Below are 16785 nucleotides of genomic sequence, written 5' to 3' on the forward strand. Positions count from 1 at the left end.
GGCTGCGGGGAAGGTCTGCGGCGTACTCGCAGCGAGGCCGCTGGGGCAGAGTCGGGCTCCTCCTTCGACGAGCGAATCACAGTGAACACGGGAACCGCCTCCGGTCTGCCCGGCACCGTGCGTCCAGCACGGCGGGCCGGGCTGGGTCCGTCGTCGGCCGACCGGCCGGAACGCGGGGCGGAGCCGCCGTAGTACTCCGAGCCGGGGAGAGCCCGGTGCATGGGGAAGGGCGGCAGCGGGATCGAGGAGATGAAGATGCTGCAAGACCGAAAGACGCACCGGTGAACGCCGGTGCACCGCTGGAGCTGCCCGCCGGGCCGCGCCAGCGGGTATCGGAGATGCAGGCCAAGCTTCACCGTTGGGCGGCGGCCGACCCTGGCCGCCGGTTCGATGACCTGTTCAACTTCGTGCACGACCCGGCGACGCTGATCGTGGCGTTCGACCGGGTCGCGGGTAACCACGGTGCGAACACCCCTGGCGTGGACGGCCTGACGGCCGCCGAGGTAGAGGAACGCATCGGAGTGCCCGGGTTCCTGAAGGATCTGCGGACAGCGCTCAAGACAGGGACTTTCCGTCCGCTGCCGGTGCGCGAGCGTATGATCCCCAAGCCCGGCGGGTCGGGGAAACTCAGGAAACTGGGCATTCCCACGATCGCGGACCGGGTCGTCCAGGCTGCATTGAAACTGGCCCTGGAGCCCGTTTTCGAGGCCGACTTCCTGTCCGTCTCCTATGGGTTCCGGCCGATGCGGCGCGCTCACGATGCGATCGCCGAGATCCACCACTTCGGCACCGCCGGGTACCGGTGGGTGCTGGATGCGGACATCGAGGCGTGCTTTGACTCCATCGATCACACGGCCCTGCTGGACCGGGTCCGGTTGCGAGTCAAGGACAAGCGCGTGCTGCTGCTGGTCAAAGCGTTCTTGAAGGCCGGAATCCTTGCGGAGGACGGCGCGTTGAAGGAATCCGACACCGGCACGCCGCAAGGCGGCATTCTGTCTCCACTGCTGGCCAACATCGCCTTGCATGTGCTCGATGAGCATGTCATGGCGCCATGGCGGCCGGGTGGGGTGATGTCGAGGACCGGACGGCGGAACTACCGCCGCTTCAAGGGCCTGCCGACTTGGCGCATCGTCCGCTACGCGGACGATTTCGTCGTGCTCGTGCACGGCTGCGAGGCCGACGTAGTTGCCCTGCGCGAAGAACTCGCCGGTGTACTGGCCCGGTTGGGCTTGCGGCTCTCGCAGGCCAAGACACGGGTGGTGCATATGCGGGAAGGGTTCGACTTCCTGGGGTTCCACATCCGGTGGCGCCGCAAGCGAGGTACGGACCAGTGGTACGTCTACACCTTTATCGCCGAACGTCCCATCAAAGCGATCAAGGCGAAGATTCGTGCCCTGACACACAGGGTGTCGCAGGCAGACCCCGCGGCTGTGCTGACTCGGATCAACCAGATGATGCGCGGCTGGGTGAACTACTTCCGCCATGCGGTATGCAGCCACACCCTCAATCATCTGCGGCATTTCGCCAATTGGCGAGTGATCCGGTGGCTGAGGAAGCTGCACCGCTGGCATTGGGGAGAGTTCCGTCGGCATTTCACCACTGCTTCCGGGCGGTGGCTGCCAATGTCGATGAACGGGATCGAACTGTTCAACCCGGCATCTGTGACGGTCACCCGTTACCGATACCGGGGAACGAAGATCCCAACCCCATGGGGATGCCCCGACCACGCCTGACGGCAGAGACCGTGGAGAGCCCGGTGCGTCGAGAGGCGCACGCCGGGTTCGGCGAGCGGCCCGGGGAAACGGACCGGCAGCAATGCCGACACCGCGCTCCGGGCCGACTCAACCATCGCTGTGACCAGCGTTTGCGTCCCTGCCCGGTCGGGTCGAGGGACATGATGGCCATGTACACGCATTTGAGAGCGGCCTGCTCCGTCGGGAAGTGCCCGCGGGCGCGGACGGCCTTGCGGATGCGTGCGTTGACGCTCTCGATGCTGTTGGTTGTACACACAATCCAGCGTATTTCCGCATCGAATTGGAGGAAGGGCGTGAACTCGGCCCAACTGGACTCCCAGAGCCGGACGATCGCCGGGTACTTCTTCCCCCAGACCTCGGCGAACTCCAGGAACCGAGTGGTGGCCGCGTCCTCGGTCGGCGCGGTGTAGACCGGCTTCAACGCCTTCGCGATCTTGTCCCAGTCCTGGCGGGCCGCGTAACGGGACGACGCCCTCAGGAGATGAACGACGCACGTTTGCACAACGGTACGAGGCCAGACCTCACCGACCGCGTCCGGCAGCCCCTTCAGCCCGTCACAGACCAGCATCAGGACATCGTCAACGCCCCTGTTCTTGAGCTCCGACAGGACGCGGAGCCAGTGTTTCGCGCCCTCTCCGCCGTCTCCGGCCCACAGTCCGAGGATGTCGCGGTGCCCTTCAGCGGTGACCGCCAACGCCACATAGATGGGCCTGTTCGCTACTTGGCCATCGCGAATCTTGACATTGATGGCGTCAATGAAGACGACCGGATAGACGCGATCCAGCGGCCGGTTGGACCATTCCGCCATGCCGCCCGTCACGCTGTCCGTGATCGTGCTGATGGTCGTCTTGGACACGTTCGCGCCATAGACCTCGGCCAGGTGCGACGAGATCTCGCCGTGCGTGAGGCCCTTCGCCGAGAGCGAGAGCACCATCTCGTCGACGCCAGTCAGTCGTCGCTGCCGCTTCTTGACGATGGCCGGCTCGAAGGAGCCGTCCCGGTCACGGGGCACGTCGATCTCGACCGGTCCGACGTCGGTCAACACCGTCTTGGACCGCTTCCCGTTGCGGGAGTTGCCGCCGTCCTTGCCCGCCGGGTCGTGCTTGTCATAGCCGAGATGGTCGGTGATCTCGCCCTCCAGGGCGGACTCCAGAACCGTCTTGGTCAGCTGCTGTAGCAGCCCGCCCTCGCCGGTCAGCTGCAGCCCCTTGCTCCGGGCCTGCTCGACGAGCTGGTCGATGAGCTTCCGCTCGACCGCCGCGCTCTCCAGCAACGGTTCCGCCTCGTCACCGGCGGCAACGAACTCGGTCACGGTGTCAGTCACTTGATGTCTCTTCCATGATCATCAATTACACCGGTGAGCGTACAGACCCCGCTCTGACCAGCTGATCAGCACCTCCCGCACGCCGGGGGAACCTCAGAGCGCTCTTGTCGTCCCGTCCGGTCCGTACGCCCCGCCCGGGACGCGAGACGGCCCGTACCGACGCGTCGTGCACGCAGATCCGGCAGCACGGCGGGCCGGTGCGGGCCAGGAGTCGAAGCGTCGAGACGGCAGACCGTACGACCGACTCCGGTGGACGGCCCGGTCGGCGCATCGTCCGATCGTCGCGCTTTCTTGGGCCAACCGGACCAAGCGAACGCGCCCGGAGCGCCTCGCCGTCGCAGTGGTGGTGAAGATATGAAGAAGGCGCGGTCCTCCGGGTGCCCCGCCCCAAGTCCTCATCCAGGCGGTGCATCCCGCCGAGCCGGGCCCGGGCACCAGAAAGGGTTCTCCATGTCCAGACCTCTTCGAGGCGGAACCAGGAAACGGACCGCGGCCCTGGCCGGCGTCGCGGCGCTGGGCTTCATGCTGGCGCCCGCGCAGAGCGCATGGGCCAACCCGCCCCAGCCCTGGCCGCAGACCGACTTCTTCGTCCGCCAGGACCAGGCCGCCGTGATCCCGCCGAGCGGCGGGACCCTCATCGTGCAGACCGGTGCCTACAACATCAACGCCGGAAGCACCGACTACACCCTGCAGATCACCGCGCCCGAGGGGATGGACATCACCTCCGTCGACCCGGGCCCGGACGCGGACTACCCCGCCTTCCACTACACCTCGTGCTCCTTCACCCAGACCACGGCCACCTGCGTCCTCAAGCTGCACGCACCGGTCACCCGCCCGGTGAACATCGGCCTGAGGCCCAACGGCATGGCCCCCAACCCGCCCGTGACCACGGACGGCGTTCGCGACTACCCGGGCGGCTGCGCCCAGGTCTTCTCGGTCTGGGGTGACCTGCGTGCGGACAACAACCAGGTCGAACTCAAAGTCGGCGTCCGCGTCTGAGCCGTGAGGGCGGCGACGGGCTGACGCCCTGGTCGCCTGGCTGCCCCCGCAGCCCCGCCGTGCACCGGTGCACACTCGGCCCCCGCCCGGGAGCCGACCGCGCGGCCGCGGTGTATTCCTTCGCATATGGCCCCCTCTCGCCCCGGCAGGCGCTTCGTCTACCACGTGCTCACGCTCGTGGTGATTCTGTGCGCCACCGCTCTCGGGCTGGTGCTCTACTTCGACGAGCGCGACACGCGGCAGCAGGAGCACTCCGTCGGCGACACCGCGGCGGCCGACGGAGTGCTCGTCGAGACGAGTGTGCAGAAGGTCGACCCGGTGGCACGGGAGCTGACCCTGCGGGTGCTGGTCCTGCCCGGCGCAGGGCTGCGCCGGCACGGGGACCCGTACACGCCCGCCGCCGACCTGGTGGTGGAGACGTCGTCGCTCATCCGGGGAAGCCTGGAGTACCGGGCCGGCCGGCAGATTTCGTACCAGGACCTGAAGGTCAGCCTGGACGGTGCTTCCGTGTCCGACTACCCGTTCGACAGCTACCGCACGGAAATCGGCTTCGCCGCCACGGCCGGCGGCCGGGAGGTCCCCGTCGCCGTCTCGATGCGCGACGTCGACGCCTTCTTCAAACCGGCTGTCGTGGGCAAGGCGGAGGGAGGCGGCTACGCCGTCTTCGACGTACGCGTCAGCCGCTCCCGGGCCACGTTCATCATGGCCTGGTTCATGATGCTCGTCATGTGGGGGCTCGCCCTGGCGGTGCTCGGGGCCAGCTGGGTGATCATCGATCAGCGGCGGGGTCTGGTGTGGCCCGCGATGGGGTGGATGGCCGCCACCCTGTTCGCCCTGGCCGGTTTCCGCAACGCCGCCCCGGGCGGGCCGCCCATCGGCTGCCTCCTCGACTACGCGGCGTTCCTGTGGGCCGAGGCGATCATCTCGGCCTCCCTGGTCGCGGTCGCCGTGACCGGAATCCTCGCGGAGCGGGGGACGACGACGCAGGAGGCGCCCGAGGTCCACCCCGACCACCACACCGACGGCCACGGCGCCGGTGCGGACGGCCCGGCCGAGCACTGAGCGGGGGCCGCGAACCAGGAACGGGGAGCGCAGACCGAGCCACGCGTGCCCGCGATCCCCGCCCACCTCTGCGGACTGGAGCGCCGCGGCTCGCCCCAGTAGCGGCCCGCCTGACCTGTCGGCCGTGAGCGCCTGGCGGAACGCCCCGGGCGCCAGTCCGGACCCGGGTGAAGAACTTGCTGAAGTTGGTCGCCTCGGAGAAGCCCAGCCGCCGCCCGATCGCTGCCACGGGTCACGCGGTGTGCGCGAGCATCCGCTTCGCCTCCAGGGCGATCCGGGCGTCGATGTGCCCCTGCCTACGCCCTCGGCGGCGGCGGTCTCGGTCTGCCGTTGTTGGCACGGCAGGTCGACGATGTCGCGCTGACGGCTGGTAGGGCAACCGGCCAGGACACCCCGGCGAGGACAACCGCGTAGCACACCGTTGCCGCCGCGCCCGGGACGGCATCCGTCGCCGGCTCGCAGGATCACTGCCGATCAGGTAAAAGCACGACAGGAATCCTTCTGCCGGTCAGGTGAACGCGGGACGGGCCGTGCGTGTCGGCCGGACCCGCGACGGGAATCCCGAGCTTCTTGTCGTATGAGCTTCCACCGTCGCATGCTGCGTCTCGGTCCGGTCGCGGTCTGCACGGCCGCACTCGTTCTGCCGCTGGTCGGTACGGGACCGGCCGCCGCCGCGCACCCGCACCCGCCCGGTCCCGGCGCCGAGGAGGTCCTGCGCGAGCGCGCCGTCCGGCTGGACCTGTCCGAGTACCAGTGGCTGTGCCACCGACCCGCCGTCACGGAGCCTTCGTTCCACCCCGCGCGCCAGCATTTCTTCGACCTGTTCCGCGATGTGCGCCCCGGCGTCGTCGAAGACGGACGGGAATACGACGGAGCCTCGCTGACTCGGACCGGCCATCTGCGCACCAGACCCGAACAGAAGGTGACGCTGTCGGCAACGGGCCTGTGCGCTGAGCACCCGGACGCGAGGAAGGTCGGTATCGACGCGGAGTTCGACCTCGGCGAGCGCGCATACCGCGTCACGGTCCTGCGCGACCGGCCCGGCTGGCTGAGGGTGACCGAGGAGGACCCGGCGCGGCGCCCCGCGCCCACGGGCGACGACGCCGACTTCGAACAGCCCGTCCCCGCCGCCGCGGAGTCCGTGCGGCAGACAGTGCGCCGGCTCGGCGCCGTGTCCTCCAAGGGCCCGGTCGTGATCGACATGATCGTCGGTTACACCCCGGCCGTGGCCCAGCGCGTCGGCGGTGAACAGGCCATGGTGTCGCGCATCGGGCTCGCCGAGTCGTACATCAACCGGGCGTTCGCGGACAGCGACGTGCAGGCGAGTGTGGACGTGATCGGTTGGTACAACACCGGCTACTACGGCGACCAGACCGCCACGACCATGCTGTCGCGGCTGGAGGACCGCTACGACACCCAGCTGGGCGCGCGGGCCGCAGAGCTGCGCGAGCAGTAAGGAGTGGGCCTGCTCTCCGTCATCAACGACGTGACCAACGGCTCTTCCGGGCACGCGAACCTCCCGATGCCGATCAGCTCGCGCAGCGACGACCAGGCCTTCTCGGTGGTCGATGTGCAGTCGATCGTCAACTGGTACAACTTCGGCCACGAGGTGGGCCACAACCTGGGCCTCTTCCACGACCGTGCCACGTTGACCCAGCAGCTGAACGGCCAGGACTACCGCCCCTACCTGACGACTCCGTACAGCACCGGCTACATCACTCCCAACCGCCGCTTCCACACCCTTATGGCGTACTCCAGTGCCTGCGGGCAACCCTGCGCGGCGGTGAACCAGTACTCCAACACCGAGAACACCTGGGCCGGTCAGCCGCTAGGCGACCAGGACAACAACAACGCCGCGGTCGCCCGGCTGACCACACCCATCGTCGCCGGATACCGGGCACTGAGGACCGACCGCCAGCGCTACGCCCTCACGCTCGGGGCTTCCCCCGGCGGGACGGTGCGCCCCTCCACGTACGGTCCCTACCGCCCGGGAACCGTCGTCAGCCTCAACGCCCGTCCCGACTGCGGCTACCGGCTGGTGGGGTGGGAGGCCGATGGTGTCCGGTACGACCTCACCGTCACTCAGACCACGGTCACCATAAACAGCGCCCACACGGTCAGAGCCCTCTTCGCGCGCCTGTGACGTCTGCGAAGGATCTGTGTGCCGGGGCGCCCGGCCGCCCCGGCACAGCCTCCGCCAGCGCGCTCCGGCACGCTCAGATGAGGTTGTAGATGTTGTAGCCCCAGCCGATCTTGGTCCGGTTGTCGAACGGGTCCGAACAGTTGCCGTTGCCGGAGTAGCGGTACAGGTCGCCGTTGTCGGCCCGGGCCACGAGGTCGCTGCGGCCGTCGCCGTCGAGATCGCCGACGGAGAGGATGCGGTTGTAGGCGTTCCAGCCGCCGCCGATCCTGGTGCGCTGGGCGAAGGGCGCCTTCTGGTCACCGGTGCCCTTGTAAAGCCACAGGACGCCTGCCCTGTCACGGGCGACGATGTCGGACCTGCCGTCGCCGGTCAGGTCGCCCTGCCCGGCGATCTGGGTGTACTGGTCCCAGCCGCCGCCGACCTTGGAGCGGGCGGTGAGGGTTCCGTCCGCGTAACCGAGGTAGCGCCACATCACACCGGCCCTGTCGACGGCGACCAGGTCGGCCTCTTCGGCGCCGCCGATGTCGCCGGGGGAGAGGACCTTGCCGTAGTGCTGCCAGCCCCGGCCGATGGACTGGGTGTAGGAGTCATCGCCCTGAGTCCACGTGTAGGTCAGCAGGCCGCTCTTCTCGAACGTCCATGTGCCGTCGAACTCCCCGTCCTTGTCGTTGTCGACGTCCGCGACGGCGGCCGCGTGGCGGAAGTCGACTCCGACGTCGTAGCGGGGTGCGAAGCCGCCCATGCCGTCCGGGTGGTACAGGTAGAGGTTCCCGCTCTTCTTGTCCACCGCCGTCATGCTGAAGGTGGGTGTTTCGACCTCGTAGCGCGTGGCTGCCCGGTTGAAGGTGTGGTGCTGGGCCTCGGCCTGAGCGCGTCGCCCGGCGGCGTCGCTCAGTGGATTCCCTGTCGCGAACGCATTGTTGGCGGTCATGGTCAGCGCGGCGGCGATCGTGGTGGCGACGAGCGTGCTCGTGATGGCGTGTCCTCGCTGGGCAAGGCTCATGGAAGTGCCCTTCTTTTTGTTTGAATTGCGACAGATTTCGCCTGGGAAGCGTCGCGGATCTGTCTCTCGGCGACAACTTTCCCCACCCGCGGTGGGACTTACTCCAGTCCACCTCTTCGCGAGTGTATGCATGTTCGCGTGTGCGAATGCGTGGGAGACTCTGCTCGTCCGCGCCAAACCCGGGTGGGCGATGTGGCAGCGGCGGTCCAGGAGGCCGACGGCGCGGCTGCGCGGGCACGCTCGCCCGCGGGCGAGGGAGAGGGGCGCCCGGGCATCCTTCATGACCTGCGCTGGATCGGATACGTTCTGCCATGGCCCTTGGGTCAGCAGCGGGCACTTCCCTGCGATGCTGACCGGAGGCACCCGGACCCATGTCCCGGCGACGCGACGGTGTTGCCGAACGGAGTCCTCCCGGCCGTCTCCCGGGGGGGGTGCCCCTATCTCTTTGGTCAAGGGAAATGGGGCTGCGTTGGGTCGGGGAGCCGGGCAGCATGGCGGTGTGGCTGATCTGTTGTGGGACGACGTGAGCTGTTTCTTCGATCCGGATCTGATGGGGTCGTTGCCGGATGTGCGTGTCCCGGATGCTTCGGTGGAGGACTGGCAGTCCGTTCTCGATCTTGTCGTTGAGCGGGGCTGGGAGTGCCGGTACTCCGAAGGTGCGACGGTGCTTCCGGTGCCTCGGGCGGAGGTGGTGCTGGCCCGCTCTGCGGATGCGGAGTGCGCGGACCTGCGGGTTTGGCCGACTGCTGATGTGCTGGCGATCTTCCGTTTCCATGCCGATGACGAGATCGACTTCGACGTCAATCTGCGGGAGTTGCAGGGTCAGGAGCGACTGGATGTGTTCTGTGGCTTCCTCGGTGAGATCGGGCGGCGCTTGGGCAAGCCGGTGCTGATGGATCCGGAGGGCGACTCTGGCCATCCGGTACTTGGGTTCGATGTCGAGGCTGATCAGGTAGTCCTCCTCGCGGAGCCGCTGGTCAGGTGACCGCGGTTGTCACCCGGGGTTGGTAGAAGGTGCCGTCGCGGAGCATCGCGAAGAGGACGTCGGCTCGACGTCTGGCGAGGCAGAGCAGTGCCTGGGTGTGGTGCTTGCCCTGGCTGATCTTCTTGTCGTAGTAGGCCTGCGATGCAGGGTCGCCGAGGGCGGCGAACGCGGAGAGGAAGAAGGCCCGCTTCAGCTGCTTGTTTCCTCTGCGGGAGGGCTGTTCACCGCGGATGGAGGTGCCCGAGCTGCGGGTTGCCGGAGCTAGACCGGCGTAGGCGGCGAGGTGGGCGGCGGAGGGGAAACGGGTGCCATCACCGACGTCGATGAGGAGGCGGGCCGCGGTCCTGACGCCGACGCCTGGCATCGACATCAGGACCTGCGAAAGAGGGTGGGCTCCCAGCAGTTGCCCGATCCGTTTCTCCAGCAGCCGGCGCTGTTCCAGCACTGCGGCGAGCGATCGGGCGAGGCTGGGAACGATCAATGCGGCCGCATCCGTGCCGGGAACGACGACAGTCTGCTCATCGAGCGCGGTGAAGATCTCCTCCTCAGACGGGCCGCCATCCTGGGAGCCTTCGGGGCTATCAAGGTGGTGACCCGTAGCCGTCCGGCCGCGTGGATCTCTGCCGGGGATCCGAATCGTTGGAGCAGGGTCAGGATGGCCGGGTGTTGCATGCGCGGGCCGAGCACCCGCTCCAGGTGCGGGTGGACCTGCGTGAACAGCCCCCGAAGCCGGTTGGAGAGGCGGTTCGCCTCGCCGACGAGGTCGTCGTCGAACCCGACGATCATCTCCAGTTCGGCAATGGTCTCGTCGTCGAGGTCGACCGAGCGCAGAGTGTGCGGCATCGCGCGGGCGGCATCCGCGATGACGAATGCGTCGCGGGCGTCGGTCTTGGCCTCGCCGGGGTAGAGGTCGGCGATCCGGCGCATGGTCAGTGCGGGGAGATAGGCGACCGGGCAGCCCATGTTCTGGGCGACCGCTAGGGGCAGGGCGCCGATGGAGGCCGGCTGGTCCACGACCACCAGGACGGTGCCGTGCTTGGCCTGCAGTTTGGCGAAGACCTTGCGGAGCTTGGGCTCGCTGTTGGGCAGCCTGCGGTCGAAGGCTTTCTTCCCGGCCGGTGTCACGGCGGTGGCGTGGTGTTCGCTCTTGCCGACGTCCAGGCCGAGGAAGACGTCGATGTCGCTGATGTCGATCACGTGGTGGTTCCTTCGGTGCTGTTTCACCCGGCCTCGCCACGGCACTGATCGCCACATCCACATTACGAAGAGCCTCCCGACCTGCGAAGAAGCCGGTGGTCATGCCCCTGATCAGCGGTCTGTCAGTGCCTTCGGAGCTGGTGACACCACCCCCCGGGCCATGCACTCGACAGGGGAAGGTAGTCATGCCAACTCCGAAGGCCGGTCGTCCCGTTGCGGGACTACGAAGAAGGTAATGGGGGGCGGATCTCCCGCCCGCCCTCGGCCATCGGGCCGGGTCCGAAGGGGCGGCGCGGAGGGGAACCGCGCCGCCCCGCACACCCGGTGGCGCCGGTGCCGCTGGTAGCGGGACCGTTCGGCCCCCGGTGTCGCGAACGGTCGCGCGGCTGCCGCCGGGCGGGCACGGTGACGGTCGGTCAGGAGCAGCCGGAGGAGGCGGCTTCCACGGCTGTTTTACCGACCACGAGTGGCCGCCGACCGGGCACGCCGCGCGGGGCGGTGCCACCGACGCCGCCCCGCGTACGTACCAGCATGTCCGAACGAGACAGTCCTGGCGGTCCGACGCGCCGGTGACCGGAACGGAGCGCACATGACGTGATGAGACCGTTCCAGATAACGCACGTGGGTGTGGGGATGTGGGGAGTTGGCGCGCCGAGCGTTCGGGGCGCGGCGCGCTGCGCCATCATGAGCGCGGTGCCGTGGGGCCGTCGACTGCGGTGCGTACGTACATCCGAACGGTCGCATACGTGAGGGAGACGGCGTGGGAGGGATCCCGAGGTCGCGGGGACGTCTGGACGCCGATGCCTTCCCCGGCGGCGTGGCGAACACCCGTGAGGCCGCCGTGGCCGGGCTGCTACCGGTGCAGGCAGGCTTCCGTCCGGACGATCTGCGGCACGTACGGATCGCGGCACGCCGTGCGGGCCACCCGTTCTTCCAGCACGTCCTGGTCGACGAGACGTATGGCCGCACCCTGTTCGCCGGGCGGGGGCTGCTGTTCGTGGCCCACCGGATGGTGCCGCGCCCGTCGTGGCGGGTGTACCTGGCCTTCTTCTCCCCGCTCGCCGAGGAGAACGCGTGGTTCACGCTCCTGCCTCACCCGCAGGGACACGCCAGCGCGGGGGCTGCCCGCAAGCGGGCAGAGGAACTGGTGGCGCGGATGCACACGGGCACGTGGCAGCAGGCGTTGGGCCGGGTCGCGGCCCGTGAGGAGAGGATGTCGGCCGACGGGGCCTGATCAGGCAGGACCCGCCCCCGATTCCTGCGGCACCTCCTGCTGGCAGCCGCCTGTTGCGGCGCCGGAACGGGCGCGGTCACGTTCCGGCGGGCGGGCGGGCGTCCAGGCCGTGCGCGGGAACACGTGCCGGCCACCCGCGGGGGCATGCGCCACTGGGATGTCCCGGTCGGCTCGTGCCGTTGCCGCGCCGTGCCTGTCGCACGGTGAGGCAGGACGAACGGATCCCGCGCGCCGTGCGGCCAGGTTCAAGGTGAGGTCGAGGTCGAGGTCGAGGGTGAGGGTGAGGGTGAGGCGCACGGGTACTCCGGCCGAACTCGCCCGTCTGGCCACGACCGACCGCCTTCACATCGCCCGGACAACCATCTACTCGCTGGCCGACATGGACCGGGCCCGCACCGCCGCCACCACGGGCCACGTCCGGGGGAAGATCGCCATCACCATGGACGGGACGGCGGGGTCCCCCAGTCTGCCGTAGGGCCATGGGCCCTCGCCAGTCGTTCCCGGTTCAGGCGAGTTCAGGCCAGGGGATCGCTCAGGCTGTCCATCGTCAGATACCTTCCGCTGGAACCGTCGTACGCGCCGCGGGCCAGCGCCAGCACCGCCCCGGCCGCCACGGGCACGGGTACCGTGCGGCCGTCCCGGATCTGCCGTGTGAACCAGGCGGCGTGCAGCCTGTGCCAGCGGTCGCCACCCGGTTGCCGCAGAACCGCCTCGGTGAGGCCGGTCCGCAGGATTCCGGGGTGGAAGGCGAAGACTTTCACGGGTTCGCGCGCAAGCTCGCGTGCCAGGTCCCGGCAGAGGCTGATGCCCGCGGCCTTGGCGGCGGCGTAGGCGGAGGCGTGCGGCCAGCCCTCCACTCCGGCCGCGCTGCTGATGTGGACCAGACGCCCGCCGCCCGAGGCGATCAAAACCGGGACGGCGGCGGCCAGGGTGGTCACCGTGGTGCGGACATTGTTGCCGAACCCGTCCCACCACTGGTCCGTCGGCGTGCTCCACAACGGGCCGGCGCAGCCCCCTACACCGGCGTTGTCCACGACGACGTCCACTCCGCCCCAGAAGGCGACGATGCGGTCGAGCGCACCGCGTACGGTTGCCTCGTCGCCCGCGTCCCCCGGCAGCTCCAGCACCTGACCGCCCAGGTCGCGCAGCCGGGCGGAGACCCTGGACAGCGTCTCGGGGTTTCTGCCGTTGAGGGCCACACGCATGCCTGCGTGGACGAAGCATTCGGCCATGGCCCTACCGAACCCCCCGCCCGCACCGGTGATCAGGGCCCGGCTCGGTGGGGGAAGCGTGCGTGCGGGGTCAGCCATGAGGTGTCCCGGAGGCCTCGGGGTGGAGATAGCGCCGGACGAAGGAGGACGTGGCCGCCGGCACGTCGAGCAACGTGCCCGGGATGCCGAACGCGTCGGTCAGCAACGGGAGTCGGGGGGCAAGCGAGCCGTAGTCGGCCTCCAGCCGGGAAGCGAGCCCGGCGAGTTCCTCTTGGGGCAGCAGCCCGTCCATGAGCGTGCCGGCCGCGTCCTGCCAGAGGTCGCGCACCGCGCACACCTGCGCCATCCGGCTCAGCAGATGACGTGCTTCGGCGTCGGTGCTCTCCTGTTCGGCCGTCAGGAAGCCCTCCAGCACCAGACGGTGGCCGTGACGCTCGGCGAACCGCGCGGCGGTGGCGGCGCAGGAGTTCCAGACGTCCAGGAACTGGCGGTGTTCGCGGCGAGCGGCTGCCAGCTGCCGGCGGCAGCGCGCATGGGCGTGGTGTTCCCGTGCGCGGGCCAGTGCGAGCCAGCCGGTGGTGTCACCCCCGAGGGGGAGCGCCGGGAGTGCGCGAGGCGGCGCGGCGGGCGGGTCGTAGCCCCGTCCGAGGACCATCTCCTTGACTGCCGCCGTGGTGATGACGGTGTTCTCGCCCTCGGCCGTCATACAGCCGCGGTTGGTGGCGAGATACTGCGGAATACGGTTGACACTGAACATCCCGTGCGCGCCGCAGAGCCGCTGCGCCGTGAGGAGCACCTCGTGGCAGGTGGTGGTGACCACGGATTTGGTGAAGGTGAACCGTTGGCTGTCGGCCACCGACGGCACGATGACCCCTTCCGCGGCGAGCTGTGCGGCCAGCCGCATGCCGGCGTCCGCGAGGAGGGAGGCCGCGTAGGTGTCGGTCACCGCGTCCACCAGGGCCGCGTGGTGCACCCGGTGGGCGATCACGGGTACCCGGGCGGCGCCGCCACCGGAGGAGTGTCGATGGCGGGCAAACCGTACGGCGATGGTGACAGCGGCACGGGCCATGGCGGCGCTCGTGGCGCTGAGCCCGACCCTTCCGGTGCCGACCCGTGCGACGGCACGGGCGAAGGCGGCGCGGCGGTCGATGGGCGGCCCCGCACCCGGTGTGAGGGCCCGTCGCTGGTGGCCGTCACCGTCGAGGAGGGCTCCCCTGGGGACCCGGGCTCCCCGGAACTCGGTCAGTGCGTTGTCCGTGGGCAGACCGGGTTTCTCGGGCAGCGTGGTGATACGTACTCCGGGGGCGGGTGCGCCGTACCGGCCCAGCGGACACAGGAACGGGTAGACGCCTCTGTCCTCGGCACCGACCACGAGCCGTGCGAGTACCACCGCGATCTTCGGCAGCGGGCGGAGCGCGTTGTTGGGCATGAACTTCACGGCGCCGTCGTCCGGCGTGGTGAGGACGAACTCGTCGTGCTCGGCCTCGTACCGGGCCTGGGTCCGCAGCCGCGCCAGGTCGCTGCCGTACACGGCCTCGGTGGCGAGGAAGGCGCCCGTCGCGCGGCCCGACTCCAGCTCGGCCAGTGCGTGGGAGGCCTCCGGGGAGTCGCCGAGCCGGTCCAGGGTGCCCAGGCAGAGGTTGAGGTGTGCGGCGAGCAGCGCGGCCAGACACGGATCCACCGCCGCCGCCCACTCAGTGAGGGCGAAGTACCGCTGCGGTTGCCGCACACACGCCCGGTCCACACCGAAGGTGCGGCTGACATGGGCGAGCCAGGCATACGCGAGGTGTGCCGGGTCGCCGTCCCGCTGAGCGGGGGTGTGGGTGAACAGCGTGTCGCAGAAGGCGGCTTCGAGCGGTCCGTGCAGGCTGAGGCGGTCACCGTGCACCGCGGTGTGCAGAGCGGCGCGGGTCGCGGGCGGCGCGCTCATCGTGGGCTCGCCGGTGCGGGCCGGAAGGCGAGGGCCACGTTGTGGCCGCCGAATCCGAAGGAGTTGCTCAGGGCGAGTTCCACGCGCCGGTGTCGGGGTGCGCCGCTGACGATGTCCACGTCGATGCCGGGAGAGGGGGCGGCGAAGTTGGCGCAGGGCGGGATCGTCCCGCTCTCCACGGTAAGGGCGGTGAAGATCGCCTCCACCGCCCCCGCCGCGCCCAGCAGATGTCCGGTGACGCCTTTGGTCGAGGTCACCGCGGGGCGTGGGCCGAGGACCGCGCCGATGGTCCTGCTCTCCAGCGCGTCGTTGAGGACCGTGCTGGTTCCATGGGCGTTGACGTGGTCCACGTCCTGGGCGGCGGCGTCCGCGTCGGCGAGGGCCGCGCGGATCGCCGCGGCGGCTCCGATGCCGTCGGGGTGGGGGGCCAGCGGGTGGTGGGCGTCGGTGGCGCACCCGTGTCCGGCCAGGACCGCATGCCCGTGTCGGCCCCGGGCCGCGGCATGGGTCGAGCGCTCCAGTACGAGCATTCCGGCTCCCTCTCCCATGACGAAGCCGTCGCGTTCCCGGTCGAAGGGGCGGGCTGCCGCCTGCGGTTGCGCCACGCGCCGGGAGAGGGTTCCCAGCCGGGTGAAAGCGCTGGTGATCAGCGGAGTGACGGCGGCCTCCGTGCCGCCGGCGAGCGCGATGTCGCAGTGGCCCGCTCGGAGCAGGTCGGCGGCGACACCGAGTGCGGAAGCCCCGGAGGCGCAGGCCGTGCTGGTCTGCAGAGCCGGGCCCCGGGCTTGGAAGAGGATCGCCAGCTGCCCCGCGACCATGTTGGGCATGTAGCGGGGCAGCAGCGCCGCGGAGAGGCGCCGCGGTCCCGACTCCAGGAAGCGGGCGTGTTGCTCCTCGAGGGTGGACGTACCTCCCAGGGAGGTGCCGACGACGATGGCGACGCGCTCGGCGGGCCAGGCGTGCGCGTCGAGGCCCGCGTCGGCGATCGCCTCCGCTGTCGCGGCGATGGCGAACCTGCAGAACGGGTCGAGTCTCGTCGGTGCCGGTAGCTCGACGGCGGGGGCCGCCGAGGGCAGGTCGAAGGGCGGCACCCGGCAGGAGAAGTCGACGGGCAGTCCGCGCAGTTCCGGGTCCGTGCGCGCGGTTGACCGGCCCGCGCACACCGACTCCCAGGAGGCCTTCACCCCCACTCCCGCGGGCGTGACCATGCCCATGCCGGTGATCACGACGGGGTCGGCCGGGCGGCCCGGCGCAGTCATGCCGCGCACTGCCCGGCGAGTTCCGCGAGTTGGGCGAGGGTCAGCGTGCCGGCGACGTCGGCGTCGTCGAGACCGTCGGCGCCCGCCTCCCGCAGGGCCTCGGTGAACTCCAGCACGGCCAGGGAGTCCAGGTCCAGGTCCCCCAGCAGGGTCTGCGGGTGCAGCCGATCCCCTGGCACGTTAAACGTTTCTGCGAGAATGCGGGCAATGGTTGCGTACATGTCACTCACCCTGGATGGGCCGCCGTGGATGGAGTCCGCACGGTGGACGGGGTCGGTGTGGGGTGGGCGCCCTGCGGCTCTTTCGGGAGCCTTCACGGGCGGAAGTGGCGGGTCTGTGCCCAGGTTGTGTACCGATCAATAATCAAGTACACCGTGGCAACCAATTAACCCTGCTCGTTTCAGCCGTTCAAGGGCGCGTGGGCGTGCGTGATGGCGCACGCGGTGGTACGCGGGGGCTTGTGCGGTCTACGGACTACCGCCAGCTTTTCGGTGGTGGTGGGGCTGCCCGGCCGGGCTGACGTGATGCCGCGCCGACAGGACGGTTGGTCCGCGAAAGGATCGGTCGAATATGCGATGGCACACGGTAAGGACTTCGTCGAGCCCGGCCCGTGTCGATGGAAAGGTGGCACAGGGGTCCCCGCCCCGTGGAGGACGGGGACGCCCCGGCGGCTGTGGCCGTGCG

Annotated in this window: 13 protein-coding genes and 3 pseudogenes; 8 read left to right on the forward strand and 8 right to left on the reverse strand. The window is 69.6% G+C overall.

The features are described 5' to 3' along the window. The first annotated feature begins 281 nt into the window (after positions 1–281). A complete protein-coding gene (ltrA, locus tag IE252_RS39840; protein WP_229849113.1) occupies positions 282–1733 on the forward strand; it encodes a group II intron reverse transcriptase/maturase in 1452 nt (483 codons plus the stop codon). 112 nt (positions 1734–1845) lie between these two features. Here the strand turns inward: ltrA and IE252_RS39845 are convergent. After that, positions 1846–3027 (reverse strand): annotated as a pseudogene (locus tag IE252_RS39845) (IS256 family transposase); the annotation flags it as partial. A 501-nt stretch (positions 3028–3528) separates the two neighbouring features. Between IE252_RS39845 and IE252_RS39850 the strand changes: the two are divergent. Together IE252_RS39850 and IE252_RS39855 are read left to right on the forward strand one after the other, a co-directional pair. Further along, positions 3529–4077, forward strand: coding sequence for a hypothetical protein (locus IE252_RS39850; protein WP_190094399.1), 549 nt, complete (start codon positions 3529–3531; stop codon positions 4075–4077). 126 nt (positions 4078–4203) lie between these two features. Then, positions 4204–5139 (forward strand): DUF4436 family protein, encoded by a 936-nt coding sequence (locus IE252_RS39855; protein ID WP_190094400.1) that lies wholly within the window; start codon positions 4204–4206, stop codon positions 5137–5139. A gap of 132 nt (positions 5140–5271) precedes the next feature. On the opposite strand, the pseudogene IE252_RS44450 reads toward IE252_RS39855, so the two are convergent. Continuing rightward, positions 5272–5425, reverse strand: a pseudogene (locus tag IE252_RS44450) (helix-turn-helix domain-containing protein); the annotation flags it as partial. A gap of 291 nt (positions 5426–5716) precedes the next feature. Here IE252_RS44450 and IE252_RS39860 point away from each other — a divergent pair. Next, complete coding sequence (locus IE252_RS39860; RefSeq protein WP_190094401.1) at positions 5717–6595, forward strand: hypothetical protein; 879 nt, start codon at positions 5717–5719, stop codon at positions 6593–6595. Between the two features lie 3 nt (positions 6596–6598). Beyond that, positions 6599–7282: an InlB B-repeat-containing protein gene (locus IE252_RS39865; protein WP_190094402.1), complete on the forward strand. Its 684-nt coding sequence runs from the start codon at positions 6599–6601 to the stop codon at positions 7280–7282. 73 nt (positions 7283–7355) lie between these two features. Here the strand turns inward: IE252_RS39865 and IE252_RS39870 are convergent, their stop codons facing one another. Next, a complete protein-coding gene (locus IE252_RS39870; RefSeq protein ID WP_190094403.1) occupies positions 7356–8285 on the reverse strand; it encodes an FG-GAP repeat domain-containing protein in 930 nt (309 codons plus the stop codon). Between the two features lie 499 nt (positions 8286–8784). Between IE252_RS39870 and IE252_RS39875 the strand changes: the two genes are divergently transcribed. After that, the gene (locus IE252_RS39875; RefSeq protein ID WP_190094404.1) at positions 8785–9270 is read left to right on the forward strand and encodes a hypothetical protein; all 486 of its coding nucleotides are present in this window, start codon (positions 8785–8787) and stop codon (positions 9268–9270) included. On the opposite strand, the pseudogene IE252_RS39880 reads toward IE252_RS39875, so the two are convergent. Continuing rightward, a pseudogene (locus IE252_RS39880) lies at positions 9263–10467 on the reverse strand (IS110 family RNA-guided transposase). The gene IE252_RS39875 and the pseudogene IE252_RS39880 overlap by 8 nt on opposite strands. Before the next feature lie 760 nt (positions 10468–11227). On the opposite strand from IE252_RS39880, the gene IE252_RS39885 reads away from it, so the two are divergent. Beyond that, complete coding sequence (locus tag IE252_RS39885; protein WP_190094405.1) at positions 11228–11701, forward strand: hypothetical protein; 474 nt, start codon at positions 11228–11230, stop codon at positions 11699–11701. A 286-nt stretch (positions 11702–11987) separates the two neighbouring features. Continuing rightward, on the forward strand, positions 11988–12176 hold the full coding sequence (locus IE252_RS39890) for a hypothetical protein (RefSeq protein WP_190094406.1): 189 nt from the start codon (positions 11988–11990) through the stop codon (positions 12174–12176). Between the two features lie 40 nt (positions 12177–12216). Here the strand turns inward: IE252_RS39890 and IE252_RS39895 are convergent, their stop codons facing one another. From IE252_RS39895 to IE252_RS39910, 4 genes are read right to left on the reverse strand one after another with little or no spacing between them, the layout of a single operon-like run. Then, entirely contained in the window at positions 12217–13011 is a 795-nt protein-coding gene (locus IE252_RS39895) for an SDR family NAD(P)-dependent oxidoreductase (protein ID WP_268248466.1), read from the reverse strand. Then, positions 13004–14842, reverse strand: coding sequence for an acyl-CoA dehydrogenase family protein (locus IE252_RS39900; RefSeq protein ID WP_190094408.1), 1839 nt, complete (start codon positions 14840–14842; stop codon positions 13004–13006). The genes IE252_RS39895 and IE252_RS39900 overlap by 8 nt, the downstream gene beginning before the upstream one ends. Then, positions 14839–16101, reverse strand: a complete 1263-nt coding sequence (locus tag IE252_RS39905; protein ID WP_190094409.1) for a beta-ketoacyl-[acyl-carrier-protein] synthase family protein — start codon at positions 16099–16101, stop codon at positions 14839–14841. The genes IE252_RS39900 and IE252_RS39905 overlap by 4 nt, the downstream gene beginning before the upstream one ends. Continuing rightward, positions 16098–16280, reverse strand: a complete 183-nt coding sequence (locus IE252_RS39910) for a phosphopantetheine-binding protein (protein ID WP_190094410.1) — start codon at positions 16278–16280, stop codon at positions 16098–16100. The genes IE252_RS39905 and IE252_RS39910 overlap by 4 nt, the downstream gene beginning before the upstream one ends. Positions 16281–16785 lie beyond the last annotated feature (505 nt).

This window comes from Streptomyces melanogenes (assembly GCF_014649795.1).
Taxonomy (GTDB): Bacteria; Actinomycetota; Actinomycetes; order Streptomycetales; family Streptomycetaceae; genus Streptomyces; species Streptomyces noboritoensis.